Origin of the sequence: Streptomyces sp. A0642 (assembly GCF_004795105.1) — a bacterium.
Lineage (GTDB): Bacteria > Actinomycetota > Actinomycetes > Streptomycetales > Streptomycetaceae > Streptomyces.
Genome location: NZ_SSBL01000001.1, coordinates 693,051 through 708,533 on the forward strand (window position 1 = coordinate 693,051; position 15,483 = coordinate 708,533).

A 15,483-nucleotide genomic window follows, 5' to 3' on the forward strand; every position below is an offset into this window, starting at 1 on the left:
GATTCTTACTTCGGGTCTGCGTACTGGATGCCGCGGCCGTTGGTGCCCAGATAGACACGGCCGTGGACGCGGGGGTCGCCGGTGATCACTTCGCCGGTCCAGCCCCACTGGTGGGAGTCGTCGTTGATCCGGACCCAGGTGGCGCCCGCGTCGTCGGAACGCAGCACCGCCACGCCGTCGTGCGTCGCGGAGACCCTGCCCGTCTGGAAGACCGCCGGGTAGCCGGCGCCGGGCCGCTTGCGGCCCCGCACGGGCGCCGCCTTGCCGAAGCCCAGGGCGTGCGAGGCCTGGCAGCCGGCCACCGGCGCGAACGTCAGTCCGCCGTCCGTCGAGCGGAACAGCCCGTTGTCCTTCGCGGAGAGCCACAGGTCGCCGCTGCGGCCGGGTGCCGCCGCCACCTTGAACTGCACGTCGCCGGACGGGAGTCCGCTCGCACCCCGGGCGAACGTCGCCCCGCCGTCCGTCGAGCGGAAGACCGCGCCGGTGTCGGTGTCGTAGACGTAGAACCGCCGCGGGTCGAGCGGATCCGCCACCGGGGCGCCGCCCTTGGGGAACGTGGTGACCTCGGTCCAGGTCGCACCGCCGTCGGTGGAGCGGTGGGCCGGGTACGTGGTGCCGTCCCAGTGGACGAACGACCAGAGCAGCACCGACCCGTCGGCACAGACCGCGACCGGCCCGGGCGCGGAGCCGGCCATCTCCGGCTGGGTGGCGAACGGCTGCCAGGTCCTGCCGCCGTCGTCCGAGGACGCCCCGGCGGACGCCGACCCCGAAGGCCAGCCCGTCCGTACGACGTACGAGGGCTTGAGTGCGGCCAGGGCGAGGCCCGTGGCCGTGCCGAAGACGGGGTTGACCGCCATTCCGCGCGACGGGGAGGAGGTCAGCGAGTCGTGGTACATCACCCCGATGTCGCCCAGGCCGCTGAGGAGCCGGGCGCCCTTCCCGGGCGGGGCGACGAGGAACCGCACCGACGTCTCCTCCAGGCCCCGGATCTCCGGGGCCCAGTGCACGAGGTCGCGGGTGCCGAAGAGCGTCGCGCCGGTCCCGTACACGATGTGGTGCGAGTCGAACGGGTCGACGGCCACGGCCTGGATCCACCAACCGAACTTGGGCTCTCCGCCCCAGCGCAGGTACGGGGTCTCCGCGACATCGAGGACCGCGGTGTCCTTCAGCGAGGTCCAGGTGGCCCCGGCGTCCGTGGAGCGGAACACCGTGTCGATCTGCGACCAGCGGTTGTTGGTCGTGACGACGAGTGTCCCGGCGCGCCGCGCGTCGACCGCGACGCCGCCGTAACCGAAGCCGTCACCGGCGGCGGCGTCGGGCTTCACCGGGGTCACCTCGCTCCAGGCGCCCGTCACCGTGTCGAGCCGGTGGACCGAGCCGGCGGACTGCCCGTTGGGCCCGGGGGCGTCCGCGTAGGTGACGTACAGCGCCCGGCCGCGCGCGTCGTAGGCGGCCCGGACCGGCACCTTCGTCGCCGCGCTGCCGGACGGCTGCCCGGGCACGGCCTCCCAGCCGCCGGAACCGTCCGTCCGGTAGAGCGCGCTGCCGCCGTCGCCCCAGCCCGCGTACACCGACCGGCCGGCCGCGACAAGGAACATCACGCCCTGGCCGCTCGCCGACACGGCGGCGGGGAAGCCGGCCGGAGCCCAGGTCGCACCCCGGTCGGTGGAGCGCAGCAGCCCGTCGTGCCGGGTGCCGAGCCACAGCGTGTCGCTGTCGCGGGGGTCCACGAGGAGCCGTTCACCGGCGCCGCGCCCGTCCTCGTTGGCCCCCAGGCGGACCGTCAGATCGGCCCGCTGCCAGGTCGCTCCCCGGTCCTCCGAACGCAGGACCGCACCGGGGCTCGCCCACGACTGGGCGTACGTGCCGCAGGCCAGGTAGAGGCGGTCCGGGTGCGCCGGGTCGACGGCCAGGGCCTCGATGCCGAGCAGGTTCCAGTCGTCCCAGCCGAGGTGGTCGGTGAGCGCGGTCCAGCGGGCCTCGGCATCGTCCCAGCGGTAGGCGCCGCCGATGTCGGTGCGGGCGTACGCCAGGCCCTTGACCGACGGGTGGAACAGCACGCCGGTGACGAATCCCGTCCCCCCGATCGCGGCGGTGCGCCAGCGGTGCGGCTCGACCGTCCGGTCCCCGCGGTGGGCCGAGGCGGCGGCGGGGCCCGCGGCCGGCAGGGCGGCCGCCGCCGCGGCGACGGCCGCGGCGGCGAGCACGGTTCTGCGGCTGGGCGTGGGCGCGGACGAAGTGCGCATGGCGAACACCTTCCGGACAGGGGCAGGAGGCAGGGAGGAGAGGGAGAGAAGGAGCCGGGCCGGTCCCGCGAAACCCGCGGGCCGGCCCCGAGGCGGGGCGGTGCTGCGGATCAGCCCTTCACGGCGCCGGTGAGCATGCCCTTCTGGAAGTGCTTCTGGACGAACGGCGACAGCACGGCGACCGGGATGAGCGCGAGGATCATGACCGCCATCTGCACGGCGAGGCTGTTGATCGCGCCGCTGCTGACCGCCGCGCCCATGGCCCCCGGGGGCACCTGGTGCTGGAGGACCAGCTGCCGCAGGATCATCTGCAGCGGGTACTTGTCGCTGTCCTGGATGTACAGCATCGCGTTGAACCACTGGCTCCAGTAGCCGACCGCGTAGAACAGCGAGATCACGGCGATCACGGCACGCGACAGCGGCATGATGATCTGGAGCAGGATGCGCCACTCCCCGGCGCCGTCGATGCGGGCCGCGTCGATCAGTTCGGGCGCGGTGTCCATGAAGAAGCCGCGGAGCACCAGGACGTTGAAGACGCTGATCGCGCTGGGCAGGATCATCGACCAGTAGCTGTTGCTCAGTCCGATTCCGGTGACCAGCAGATACGTGGGGATGAGGCCGGCGCCGAAGAACATCGTCGCCATCAGGGTCATGAGCAGCGGACGGTGGGCGTACGAGTCGCGGCGGCTCAGCCCGTACGCGCACAGGATCGAGACCCCCATGCTGACCACGGTGCCGACGACGGTGAGACCGACGCTCACCAGGGCCGCGCGGGTCACCGCGCCACCGCTGAGGAGTTCCTTGTAGGCGACGAACGTGATGTTCTCCGGCCAGACGACCAGACCGCCGGCGTCGTTGATGGTCTTGGTGTCGGAGAGGCTGGTGACGAGGACCACCCAGATCGGGATGATGACGATCGCGCAGATCGCGACGAGGCCGACTCCCTTGAAGGCCAGTCCCGCCTTGGTGGGCTCCTCCTCCCAGACGGGGCGGGGTTCCATGCGCAGGGCGCGCTGGAGCCGGGTCTCCGCGCGGGGCGCGGACTGCGCCGACTCCTTCTCACGTTCCAGGAGAGTTGTCATTTCTTGGAGTACACCCCCTGCTCGCCCAGCATGTGGGCGACCTTGTTGGCACCCAGCACCATGGCGACGCTGAACAGCCCCTTGAAGACACCGGCGGCGGCCGCATAGCCGAAGTCGCCGGTTTTGATGCCCGTCCACCAGATGTAGGTGTCCAGGATTTCCGAAGCGCCGGCGCCGACCTGGTCGCGCTGGAGCAGGATCTGCTCGAAGTCGAGGTTGAGCGCGCTGCCCACCCGCAGGACGAGCAGGAGCGCGATGACCGGGCGGAGCGCGGGCAGGGTGACGTGCCACATGCGGCGCCAGCGGCCCGCCCCGTCGACGGCCGCCGCCTCGTACAGATCGGTGTTGACGGCGGCGAGCGCGGCCAGGAAGACGATCACGCCCCAGCCGGCGTCCTTCCACACGGCCTGGGCGGAGACCAGGAACTTGAAGAACCCCGGATTGGTCATCAGGTCGAAGCCCTCGTGCCCGTGTTCGCGCGCCCACTGGGCGACGAGTCCCGCGCCGCCGAACATCTGCTGGAAGACGGTGACGACGAGCACCCACGAGAAGAAGTGCGGCAGATAGACGACTGCCTGCACCCAGGCCCGGACCCGCGCGCTCATGATCGTGTTGAGGAGCAGGGCGATGGCGATCGGGATGGGGAAGAAGAGGACGAGCTGGGTGACGAAGATGACCAGGGTGTTGATGAGGACTTCCCAGAAGCGGTAGTCCTCGAAGATCCGGGTGAAGTTGTCGAAGCCGACGAAGGGGCTGCCGGTGATGCCCAGGTCGTAGACGTCGTAGTCCTGGAAGGCCACGATGTTGCCGAGCAACGGGATGTAGTTGAAGACCAGCAGCAGGCCGATGGCCGGCAGCGTCATCAGGACGAGGGCACGGTCGCGCCGCAGCCGTTGGCGCCAGGTGATGCCGCCCGCCCGTGGCCCCGCCGCGGGGCCGTTCCCCGCCGCTCTGCTCTTCGCCGTCCGCGTACGGCGGGCAGTGGTCGCCGCCCGGGATCCGCGCGACCCGTTCACGCCCGCGTTCGTGTCCTCGCCGTCACCGTCGCCGCCGCCGCCGGCCGGGGCGACGGCCCCGTCGGAGGTGCGGTCCGGGTCGGTCGTAACCGTGGCCCGTGGCTTCACCGTGTGCTCCCCATGTCGTGCTCTCAGCCCCGGCCGCCGGGCTTCGTGCGCCCGGCGGCCCTTTCGCTCTCGTGCGTACGGTCGGTGCGCGTCGTACGCGTCAGACGCCGGAGCCGTTCTTGTCGAGAATGTCCTGGTACCAGGCGCGCAGCTTGTCGCCGCCGCTCTTCTTCCAGGTGTTCACGGCCTCCTCGACGTCGCTGACCTTCTTGCGGCCGCGGCGGATGTCCTTCTGGAGGTCGTCGAACGGGGTGTAGAGCGAGGCGTACCGCTGCGGCTCGACGACCTGCATGCCGAAGAAGAGGGGCTTCTTGATGTGCGGCGCCTGGCGTGCCATCCAGGCGGCGTAGTCCTTGGCCAGCTGTGGCTGGTCCGGGTAGGCGATGGAGGTGGGGGGCGAGGCGAGGAACAGGAAGGTGGAGGGCTGTGCCTCCTCGACTCCCTGCGGGGTGTAGGTCGGGGCCCCGTCCTTGATCGTGTAGTGGGTGCCCTTCACGCCGTAGTTCGTCAGCATGAACTCCTCGGTGCCGAACGGCGCGGCCGCGTAGTCGGCGATCGCGAGGAACTCCTCGATCTGCGCCTTGGAGAGCTTCTTGCTGAGGAAGGTGAAGATGCCCGCCGGATCGTCCTGCCACAGGACCGGCTTGCCGCCGTCGTGGCTGAAGAAGTCGAGGGCCTGCATGTCGAACTTCGGGTTGCCGGCCTTCTGCTCGGTGACCATGCCCTTCCAGCCGCCAGTGCCGTCGTTGTACATCAACACGTGTCCGCTGGTGAAGCGGATCTTGGAGTCGGCGTCCTTCCCGGCGTCGGCGTCCGGGTGGACGTACCCGCCGTCGTGGAGCTTGCGGGCGAAGGCGAGTGCCTCGCGGTACGCCTTCGTCTCGATCTTGTGGACCAGCTTGCCGTCCTCCAGCTGCCAGTAGTGCGGCGCGTCGGGCAGCAGGCCGTAGATCTTCTGGATGCAGGTCCAGAGGTCGTCGAAGGCCCAGACCTTCTGCTTGGGCGCGGTGTGCTCCTTGCCGAAGGCCAGCAGGTCGTCCGCGCTCGCCGGCACGGCGCCGGAGCCGATCAGGTCCTTGCGGTAGAAGATCGCGTTGCCGATGACCGGCGTGGGCATGGGCAGGCCGCGCAGCTTGCCGCCGAAGACGGAGTACTGCCAGGCGCCCGTCGGGATGTTCGCCAGGTTCGGGTACTTCTTGACGGCGTCGCCCGCCAGATGAGGCGTCAGGTCCGCGAACTTCGCGCTGATCGCGTTGCGGATCTGGCCCTGCATGTTCCAGCCGGGGATCGTCATGACGTCCGGGATGTCCGAGCCGGCGAGGACCGCGCCGATCTTGTCCTGGTACGTGTTGCCGTCCTGCGGGTCGAAGTTGAGCGTCGCGCCGACCGCCTTGTTGACCGCCGTGTAGTACGGGTTGTTCTTCTTGGGGACGGTGCCCCACAGCGGCGTCATCACCCGGAACGAGGAACCCTTGCCCGGGACCGACTTCACCGAGACGACCAGAGGATCGGGCAGCTTGGTGAAGCCGGGGCTCGAACCGTTCACGCCGGGGACGTCGGGCTGGACCAGGTTCAGCGGGGCGTAGGCCGGCACGACCTTCTTGAGTGCCTTGCCCGTTGTCGTCCCCTCCTTGCTCCCGGAACCGGAGCCACCGCATGCGGCGAGCAGCGGTACCCCGCCGGCCACGGCGACAGCGGCGACCGCGCCCGTGGCGAGGAAGCTTCTCCGGCTCGGAGCCGTGGAGGAGGGGGTGGAATTCGGCGTCATTGCGTCAACCCTTCGAGGCGCACCAGGACGACACGTGGCGGGCGACCGCCGTTCGGTTCCTGTGTCTGAGGTGGAGCGTTGCTGACTGAGCCGGTGTGACCGGCCGCAGGTGAAGCGGTTCAACAGGGAAGCGGCAGAACCTGTCGCCGTCCCGGGAGGATCAAGGGCGCCGGGCGCCCCATCGAAGCTCTGTCGAAGCGCTTCGATGTTGCAGCGAGGTTAAGTGACGGGCACCGGCCGCACAAGAGTCCGTTTCCAGATTCCTCCGACCTGTTTCCGAACCGTTTCCCGGCGCATTGGGGGGTTGTCGCGCACGGCGGTCCTCGACGAGGCCTTGACACGCGCGGGGTTGGCCATCGAGCATCGAAGCGCTTCGAAAGATCTTCCGAAGCTCCTCGGGTGCTCGTGCGAGGCACTGGCCCCGGAATACCTCCCACCTCTCCAAGGGGACCCGCACGTGACGGAACAACCGCAGCCCTTCCGCGACCCGCAGCTGCCCTTCGCCAAGCGCGTCGACGATCTGCTTCAGCGGCTCACGCTCGACGAGCGCATCGCGATGCTGCACCAGTTCGCACCAGCGGTGGACCGCCTCGGTCTCGGCGCCTTCCGGACCGGTCAGGAGGCCCTGCACGGCGTGGCCTGGATGGGCCCCGCGACGGTGTTCCCGCAGGCGGTGGGGCTCGGCGCCACCTGGAACGGTGAACTCGTGCGCCGGGTCGGCGAGGCCGTCGGCAACGAGGTCCGCGCCAAGCGCGCCCAGGACGACCGCGTCGGCCTCAACGTCTGGGCCCCGACCGTGAATCTGCTCCGCAACCCGCTGTGGGGGCGCGGCGAGGAAGGGTACTCCGAGGACGCCGGACTGACCTCCGCCATCGCGGTCGCGTACACCCGGGGACTGCGCGGCGACCATCCCCTCTACTGGCGGACCGCCCCCGTCCTCAAGCACTGGCTCGCCCACAACAACGAGACCGACCGCGACACCTCCTCCTCCTCGGTCCGCCCGCGGGTCCTGCACGAGTACGACCTCAAGGCCTTCCGCGACGCCGTGCAGGCGGGCGCGGTGGCCGGTGTCATGCCGGCGTACAACCTGGTCAACGGGCGGCCCAACCACGTCTCGCCGCTGCTGTCCCAGCAGCTGCGCGCCTGGACCGACCGGTCGCTGGTCGTCTGCTCCGACGCGGGGGCGCCGTCCAACCTCGTCGACTCCGAGCACTACTTCGACACCCACGAGGAGGCGACGGCCGCCTCCCTGCGCGCCGGCGTCGACAGCTTCACCGACCACGGGCAGGACTCCGGCATCATGACCGGTCGCATCCGCGGCGCCCTGGAACAGGGTCTCCTCGACGAGCACGACATCGACACCGCCGTCCGGCGCCTGCTCGAACTGCGCTTCTCGCTCGGTGAGTTCGACCCCGAGGCCGATCCGTACGCGCACACGACGGACTTCGACACCGAAGAGCACCGGGCACTCGCCCTGGAGGCCGCCGAGCAGGCCGTGGTGCTCCTCAAGAACGACGGGCTGCTGCCGATCGCCCCGGACGCCGGTCACACCGTCGCTGTCGTCGGGCTCCTCGCGGACGCCTGCAAGCTCGACTGGTACAGCGGCACACTGATCCACCGCTCCACCCCCCTCGACGGGCTGCGGGAACGCTTCGGCGCGGAGCGCGTCGTGCACGCCGAGGGTGTCGACCTGGTCCGGCTGAAGTGCGCGGACGGCTGGCTCCGGATCCCCGAGGCCGAGCCGCAGACGGAAGCCGCGCGCGGCGCGGAAGGGGCCCTCGACCCGGCGCTGCTCGCCGGCCGCACCGACCTGCCTCCGCTGACCTGCGGCGACACCCCGTCCGAACTGGCACTCGTGGACTGGGGCAACGGACTGATCACCCTGCGGGAACCGGACGGCCGCTACCTGTCCGTCGCCGAGGACGGCTTCGTGCGCGCCTCCGCGGACGAACCGGGCGGCTGGATCGTCCAGGAGACCTTCCGGTGGGAAGCGGTGGAGGGTCATGCCGGAGGTCACCGCCTTCTGCACGTGGGAACGGGTAGGTATGTCTCTGTCGCCGCCGACGGCGTAAAGGTTGCCTCCCCCGGCGAAGAAGTCTCCGGCTCCGCCGCCCTCGGAACCGTCTTCGAGATGGAGGTGACCGAACGCGGCGAGGACGCCGTCGCCCGCGCGGCGGCAGCCGCCGACGTCGTGATCGTCGTGGCCGGAAACGACCCCCACATCAACGGCCGCGAGACCGAGGACCGCACCACCCTCGACCTCCCCGCCCAGCAGGAACGCCTGTGGCGCGCCGCCCACGCCGCCAACCCGCGCGCGGTCCTCGCCGTCACCTCCGCCTACCCGTACGCCCTCACCGACGCGGCGGCCACGCTCCCCGCCCTGCTGTGGACCGCGCACGGCGGACAGGCCGCCGGGACCGCGCTCGCCCGCGTCCTCGCCGGCGACGTCTCCCCGGCGGGCCGGCTCCCGCAGACCTGGTACACGTCCGACGCGGAGCTGCCCGGGCTGCTGGACTACGACATCATCGGCTCCCGTCAGACCTACCTCTACTACGAGGGCGCCCCGCTCTACCCGTTCGGCCACGGCCTCTCGTACGGCGAGTTCGCCTACAGCGCCCTGAACGCCGAGCGCGAGGGCGACCTGGTGCGGGTCTCGCTGACCGTCACCAACACCGGTCCCGTCGCCGCCGACGAGGTCCCCCAGCTGTACGTACGCGCGGTGGCCCCGTCCGTCGTCCGGCCGCTGCGGCAGCTGGCCGGGCACCGCAGGCTGCACCTGGCGCCCGGCGCCGTCGAGCGCATCGATTTCCTGGTCCCCGTCACCGACCTCGGCCACTGGGACGTGGCGCACGGCCGCTGGACCGTCGATCCGGGCGCGTACGAGATCCAGGCGGGCGCATCGAGCGCGGACATCCGGCTCGTCACCGTCGTCGAGATCGACGGCGAGCCGTCCGGCCCGCGCCCCGTCCTCGTGCGGGGTCTGGAGGCGGCCGACTACGACGAGCAGCTGGGCACCGAGATCGTCGACCGGGCGAAGACGGACGGCGACGCGGTCACCGCCGTGGACGAGAGCAACGAACTCCTCTACCGGCACTGCGACTTCGCCGCCGGAGTGCGGGGAGCCGAGGTGCTCGCCTCGGGGGAGGGGGCCGTGCTGCTCACCGCGGGCGGTACCACGGTCACCGTTCCGGTCGCCGCCACCGAGGGCCCGTACGACTACCGCACCGTGCAGGCCGCTCTCAACGCCTCCGGCACCGGAGACCTGCGCATCACCCTGCGCGGCACGGTGCGTCTGGCCCGGATCGCCTTCACCGGGGACAGCGAGTGAACCGGACCGCTCCGCGTCCGCCCGTCCCCGCCCCTCCCCACCCCGTTGCCCCCGGCAAGGAGTCCGCATGAAGTTCACCGACGGCTTCTGGCTCATGCGTGAGGGCGTACGCGCCTCCTACGCGACCGAGATCCGCGATCTGAACGTCGGCGAAGGCCAGTTCACCGCCTACGCGTCCGTCAAGCGCGTCGCCGAGCGCGGGGACACGCTCAACACCCCCCTCATCACGGTCGACTGCTTCTCCCCGGCCGAGGGAATCATCGGCGTACGCACCACCCACCATGCCGGGAGGATGAATCGCGGACCCGACTTCGCCCTCCCCGGCCTCGATCCGGCCGCCGCCGGAGCCCGCACCCGCCGCGACGGGTCCGTCACCGAACTGACCAGCGGCCCGCTGACCCTGCGCATGGACGGCGACGGCCCCTGGGGCATCACCTTCCTCGACGCCGACGGCCGGCGTCTCACCGGGGTCGACGCCAAGGGCACCGCCTTCGCCACCACCCCCGACGGCGCCCACCACATGATCGCCCAACTCGGCCTGGACATCGGCGAGAACGTCTACGGCCTCGGCGAACGCTTCACCCCGTACGTCAAGAACGGCCAGACCGTCGACATCTGGCAGGCGGACGGCGGCACCAGCAGCGAACTGGCGTACAAGAACATCCCGTTCTACCTCTCCTCCCGCGGCTACGGCGTGTTCGTCAACCACCCGGGCAAGGTCTCCTTCGAGGTCGGCTCGGAGTCGGTCGGCCAGGTGCAGTTCAGCGTCGAGGACCAGTCGCTGGAGTACTACATCGTCGCCGGGCCGACGCCCAAGGAGGTGCTGGCCCGCTACACCGCGCTGACCGGCCGCCCGGCCCTCCCGCCGGCCTGGTCCTTCGGCCTGTGGCTCACCACGTCCTTCTGCACCGCGTACGACGAGGAGACCGTCACCTCCTTCGTCGACGGCATGGCCGAACGCGACATCCCGCTCTCCGTCTTCCACTTCGACTGCTTCTGGATGCGCGAGTACCAGTGGTCGGACTTCCTCTGGGATCCGGAGGTCTTCCCCGATCCGGAGGGCATGCTGACCCGGCTCAAGGAACGCGGGCTGCGGATCAGCATGTGGATCAACCCCTACATCGCCCAGAAGTCGCCCCTGTTCGCGGAGGGCGCCGAACGGGGCTACCTGGTGCGCCGGGCCAACGGCGACATCTGGCAGTGGGACCTGTGGCAACCCGGCATGGCCCTGGTCGACTTCACCAACCCCGCGGCGCGCGAGTGGTACGACAGCAAGCTCCGGGTCCTGCTCGACCAGGGGGTCGACTGCTTCAAGACGGACTTCGGCGAGCGCATCCCCACCGACGTCGTCTGGCACGACGGCTCCGACCCGGAGCGCATGCACAACTACTACGCGCAGATCTACAACCGCACGGTCTTCGAACTCCTGGAGAAGGAGCGGGGCCACGGCGAAGCGGTGCTCTTCGCCCGTTCGGCGACGGCGGGCGGCCAGCAGTTCCCCGTGCACTGGGGCGGCGACTGCTTCGCCTCGTTCACCGCGATGGCCGAATCGCTGCGCGGCGGCCTGTCCCTGTCCCTGTCCGGCTTCGGCTTCTGGAGCCACGACATCGGCGGCTTCGAGGGCACGCCCGACCCGGCGGTCTTCAAGCGCTGGCTCGCCTTCGGCCTGATGTCCTCGCACAGCCGGCTGCACGGCAACGTGTCCTACCGGGTGCCGTGGGCGTTCGGCGAGGAGGCGGTGGACGTCGCCCGCACGTTCACCCTGCTCAAGCACCGGCTGATGCCGTACCTGTACGGGGCGGCGGCCACCGCCCACCGCACGGGCGTCCCGATGATGCGCCCCATGCTGCTGGAGTTCCCCGGCGACCCGACGACCCGGATGCTGGACCGTCAGTACATGCTCGGGCCCGATCTGCTGGTCGCACCGGTCTTCACGGAGGACGGCCAGGTCGAGTACTACGTCCCCGAGGGCGACTGGACCGTCCTGCTGACCGGCGAGACCGTCACCGGGCCGGTCTGGCGCCATGAGACCCACGGCTTCGACAGCCTGCCGGTCCTGGTGCGTCCGGGCGCGGTGCTCCCGTGGGGCGCGGACGACCAGCGCCCCGACGGCGACTGGCTGGACGGGCTCACACTGCGGGTCTTCGGCGGCGCGCCCGCCGGTGACGGTACGTCCGTCACGGTGCCGGACCTGACGGGTGCGACGGCCGCCGCGTTCCGGGTGGTGCGCGAGGGGGAGACCGTGACCGTCACCTCGGAGGGCACGGACCGCCCGTACCGCGTGGTCGTGGAGGCGACGGGAGCCATGGGGGAGGGGACGGGGACGGTGAGGGTGTAGGGAGGCCGCGGGGCGGGGGCCCCACGGCTTCCCGCCCCGCTTCTCCGCCGCTCAGCGCGTCGCCGCGGCCAGGGCCCGGTCGGCCGCACCCCGGGAGGTGTGCCACAGGGTCGTCACCGGCTCCCACACCCGGATCCCGCGGTCCATACCCACCGCCGCCGCGCCGAAGGTGACCCCGTAGTGCGCCGGGTCCGCCGCCACGGAGAGGCTGCGGACGACATGGCCCTGGCGGGTGCCGCGCTCCGCCGTGCGCACGGCGGCGTAGCCGCGCTCGCCCGGCGAGAGCACGTACGCACCGCCGGCGGCGGGCGGGACGGGCTGGGCCGAGCCGTCGAGGCCCCGGAACGTGACCGTGGGGATGCGCTCCACGACGCAGGTGCGGCCGCCCCGGTTGGTGACGGCGATCCGCGCCACGTTGCGGTGTCCGCCGGGCGAGGCGGAGATCCGGAGTGCCTTCTCCCGGCACTGCGGCGGGTGGGCCGACGCCCCCTGGGCCGTCGCGCCGGCGGCGGCCGACGGTCCGGTGACCGTCAGGGTCAGGGCGGCCGCCGCGCTGAGGACGGCGGTGAGAGTGGAGCTCGGACGCATGATGCTTCTCCCGGTGGATCGACAGCCTGCGGTCGTGGCCGGAGGGCCCCGGTGGCCGGAACGGCCGCCAGGGACATTCTGTACGGTATGCCCGGTTCATGGCGATAGATCGGGCATACCGGTTCCGTATCGGCGCCGGCATCGGCCGCCCGGTGATCCTCCTCGCTACCGGGCCCGGACCGTGGCCATCACCTCGCGGTCCGGTTGCAGCGTCAGCGTGGGCACGGGGTTGACCGTGCCCGGGTCGACGTCCAGTTCGAAACGCCGCGCGAGCACGGCCAGGATCAGTACCGCCTCGACCATCGCGAACCGCGTGCCCAGGCAGACCCGGGGGCCGCCGCCGAACGGGAACCACGCGTACTCCGCGATCTCGTCACCCGCCTCCGCGTCCCAGCGCTCGGGGCGGAACTCCTCGGGCCCGGGGAACCACCGCTCGTCCCGCTGCGTGGCCCACTGGCTGCTCCACACCCGGGTGCCCTCCGGGATCGGCAGGCCGCCGATCCGCGCCCCTTCCTTCGCCACTCCGGTGACCAGCCAGATCGTCGGGTAGAGCCGCAGCGTCTCCTTGACCACCGCCTGGGCGTACGTGAGCCGCGCGTAGTCGTCGAATCCCGGCTCGCGGTCACCGAGGACCCGGTCCAGCTCCTCGGCCAGGGCGGCGCGGGCCCGGGGGTTGCGGGAGAGGAGGTACCAGGCCCACACGAGCGTCGAGCTGGTCGTCTCGTGGCCGCCGATGTACAGCGTGACCGTCTCGTCCCGGATCTCCCGGTCGTCGAGCTTCGCGCCCGTCTCGTCGACGGCGGTGAGCAGCCGGCTGAGCAGGTCGGGACGCTCGTCCCCGCCGTCACGGTGCCGGGCGACGACCCGGGCGACCTCGGCGTCGATGACCGCGGCGGCCTTCTTGATCCTGGCCCGGCCCGGGGTGGGCACCCAGTCCGGCAGCAGTGCGCCGATGCCCGCGAACTCCTTGCCGATCTCCGCCTGGGCCACGTCCATGGCCCGTCCCATCGCGTCGGCGTCGGCGGGGGTGTCGACGCCGAAGATCGTCCGTACGGCGATCTTCTGCGTCAGCGCCGCCATCTCCCTCTTGATATCGACGCGTTCGCCGCCCGACCACGTGTCCGCGAGCTCCACCGTGCTGCCCGCCATGGTCGCCGCGTACGACCGCACCTGCTTGGGCCGTACGGACGGCTGCACGAGCGACCGCTTGCGCCGCCACTCGGTCCCGCGTGCCACCACGACGCCGTTGCCCATCACCGTACGGAACGCGATGCCGAGCGCGGGCTGGTCGAAGGTGCGTTCCGTCTCGGTGAGCAGCTCGCCTATGCACTCCGGATCGGCCACGAACACGCAGGGACGGGGGCCGAAGCGCCACTGGACCAGATCGCCGTGACTGCGCAGCCGCTCGAAGAACGCCAGGGGGTTCCTGGCGAACTGCGGCATGTTCCCGAGGAAGGGGAGCCCCTTCGGGCCCGGGACGATTTTGTGGCCGCGCGGTCCGGCATCGACGGCCGGGCCGGTCTCCGTGGACATGAAAGGTCTCCGCTCTGACGGTCCGGCCGGCCGGACGCCCGCCACCGGCCTTGTGGAGTGCGTGAGTTGTCGAGACTAGCCGGGACATGTCACGGACGCAGGGGTGGCGCGGGGTGTGCTCGTGCCGGGCCTGCAGCGGTATTCGGTTTGCCTAAGCCCTTTAGGGAGACGCACGATGGGTGTAGTCGAACGAGGAGTGACTCATGGTGCGTGCGGGGCTGAGCGCGGAACGGCTGACCCGGGCGGGAGCCGAGTTGGCCGACGAGGTGGGCTTCGACCAGGTGACCGTGTCGGCGCTCGCCCGGCGGTTCGACGTCAGGGTCGCCAGCCTGTACTCGCACGTGAAGAACTCGCACGACCTCAGGACCCGGATCGCCCTGCTCGCCCTGGAGGAACTGGCCGACCGCGGTGCGGCCGCCCTGGCGGGCCGGGCCGGCAAGGACGCCCTGGGCGCCTTCGCCGACGTGTACCGCGACTACGCCCGTGAGCACCCCGGCCGTTACGCCGCGGCCCAGTACCGGCTCGACCCGGAGGCGGCCGCCGCCAGTGCCGGTGGCCGCCACTCGAGGATGACGCGGGCGATCCTGCGCGGCTACGACCTGACCGAGCCGGATCAGACGCATGCCGTCCGGCTGCTGGGCAGCGTCTTCCACGGCTACGTCAGCCTGGAGATGCAGGGGGGCTTCAGCCACAGCGCGCCCGACTCCCAGGAATCCTGGTCGCGCATCGTGGACGCGCTCGACGCCCTGCTGCGCAACTGGCCCGCCCCCTGACTCCCGCGCCCGACCCGTTCGCGGCCGAGCGCGCCGCCCGGCCCGGGGCCTTCGGCGGATCAGGCGCCTCCGGGCTCCGGGCCGAGGTCCAGGATCATGTCGAGCGACGACGTGCCGTCCGTCCCGGTGAACGTGCCGACTGCTACGAAGCCGTTCTTCTCGTAGAAGCGAAGGGCACGGGGATTGTCGGTGAGGACTCCGCCCAGCAGGATGACCCGCTTCCTTCCGAACCGGCGTGCGACCTCGGTGACCAGCGGAAAGAGCAGCGTCCCCACGCCCCTGCCCTGGTAGTCGTCGGCCAGGGTGGGGCCGAACCGGCAGTCGGCCCCTTCGACGAGGGGGACCCCGGCCCTCCGGTAGCGCGCGATGTCCGAGGGGTGCAGGTCGAGGCTGAATTCCAGCAGCCCGACGGTCCTGCCGGACGCCGCTTCCTCGACCACCAGCCTGAGCTTGTCGTACCGCGCGATCGCGTCGCACAGCTCCCGGGCCGTGTCGAGTCCGTATCCGTCGAACGTACTGAGGCGCCGCGACTCGGGAGACAGGCCGGCCAGAAAGCGTGCCAGCTGCTCCGCGTCACCGCGCCCGAGGGGGCGGACGACGACCTCCGAACCGTCCCGCAGGCGCAGGCGCCGCGTGAGGACGAGCGGATCCTGGGCGACCTCCGTCAGGGTGAGCATCACGCACCTTCCGTCGTTCGGTGCCC

General features: G+C 71.3%; 10 protein-coding genes. 3 read left to right on the forward strand and 7 right to left on the reverse strand.

Annotated features, from left to right (window positions below; genetic code table 11):
• Positions 1-5 precede the first annotated feature (5 nt).
• From E6R60_RS02890 to E6R60_RS02905, 4 genes are all read right to left on the reverse strand, one after another.
• Positions 6-2,246 (reverse strand): sialidase family protein, encoded by a 2,241-nt coding sequence (locus E6R60_RS02890; protein ID WP_136324745.1) that lies wholly within the window; start codon positions 2,244-2,246, stop codon positions 6-8.
• A 110-nt stretch (positions 2,247-2,356) separates the two neighbouring features.
• Positions 2,357-3,328 carry a carbohydrate ABC transporter permease gene (locus E6R60_RS02895; protein ID WP_136324746.1) on the reverse strand — a complete coding sequence of 324 codons (972 nt, stop codon included), beginning with the start codon at positions 3,326-3,328 and terminating at the stop codon, positions 2,357-2,359.
• Positions 3,325-4,452 carry an ABC transporter permease subunit gene (locus tag E6R60_RS02900; RefSeq protein WP_136324747.1) on the reverse strand — a complete coding sequence of 376 codons (1,128 nt, stop codon included), beginning with the start codon at positions 4,450-4,452 and terminating at the stop codon, positions 3,325-3,327. The genes E6R60_RS02895 and E6R60_RS02900 overlap by 4 nt, the downstream gene beginning before the upstream one ends.
• A 100-nt stretch (positions 4,453-4,552) precedes the next feature.
• Positions 4,553-6,220, reverse strand: coding sequence for an extracellular solute-binding protein (locus E6R60_RS02905; protein ID WP_240802366.1), 1,668 nt, complete (start codon positions 6,218-6,220; stop codon positions 4,553-4,555).
• Positions 6,221-6,677: 457 nt separating this feature from the next.
• On the opposite strand from E6R60_RS02905, the gene E6R60_RS02910 reads away from it, so the two are divergent.
• Both E6R60_RS02910 and yicI read left to right on the forward strand, forming a co-directional pair.
• Positions 6,678-9,548, forward strand: coding sequence for a glycoside hydrolase family 3 C-terminal domain-containing protein (locus tag E6R60_RS02910; RefSeq protein WP_136324748.1), 2,871 nt, complete (start codon positions 6,678-6,680; stop codon positions 9,546-9,548).
• A gap of 67 nt (positions 9,549-9,615) precedes the next feature.
• Complete coding sequence (gene yicI / locus E6R60_RS02915; RefSeq protein WP_136324749.1) at positions 9,616-11,886, forward strand: alpha-xylosidase; 2,271 nt, start codon at positions 9,616-9,618, stop codon at positions 11,884-11,886.
• A 51-nt stretch (positions 11,887-11,937) separates the two neighbouring features.
• Here yicI and E6R60_RS02920 read toward each other — a convergent pair whose 3' ends face one another.
• Together E6R60_RS02920 and E6R60_RS02925 are read right to left on the reverse strand one after the other, a co-directional pair.
• Positions 11,938-12,474 carry a DUF4232 domain-containing protein gene (locus E6R60_RS02920; RefSeq protein ID WP_136324750.1) on the reverse strand — a complete coding sequence of 179 codons (537 nt, stop codon included), beginning with the start codon at positions 12,472-12,474 and terminating at the stop codon, positions 11,938-11,940.
• Between the two features lie 165 nt (positions 12,475-12,639).
• Entirely contained in the window at positions 12,640-14,007 is a 1,368-nt protein-coding gene (locus E6R60_RS02925; protein ID WP_136324751.1) for a cytochrome P450, read from the reverse strand.
• A 203-nt stretch (positions 14,008-14,210) separates the two neighbouring features.
• Here E6R60_RS02925 and E6R60_RS02930 point away from each other — a divergent pair, with 203 nt between their 5' ends.
• Positions 14,211-14,780 (forward strand): TetR/AcrR family transcriptional regulator, encoded by a 570-nt coding sequence (locus tag E6R60_RS02930; RefSeq protein ID WP_136324752.1) that lies wholly within the window; start codon positions 14,211-14,213, stop codon positions 14,778-14,780.
• 59 nt (positions 14,781-14,839) lie between these two features.
• Here E6R60_RS02930 and E6R60_RS02935 read toward each other — a convergent pair whose 3' ends face one another.
• Entirely contained in the window at positions 14,840-15,457 is a 618-nt protein-coding gene (locus E6R60_RS02935) for a GNAT family N-acetyltransferase (RefSeq protein WP_136324753.1), read from the reverse strand.
• Positions 15,458-15,483 lie beyond the last annotated feature (26 nt).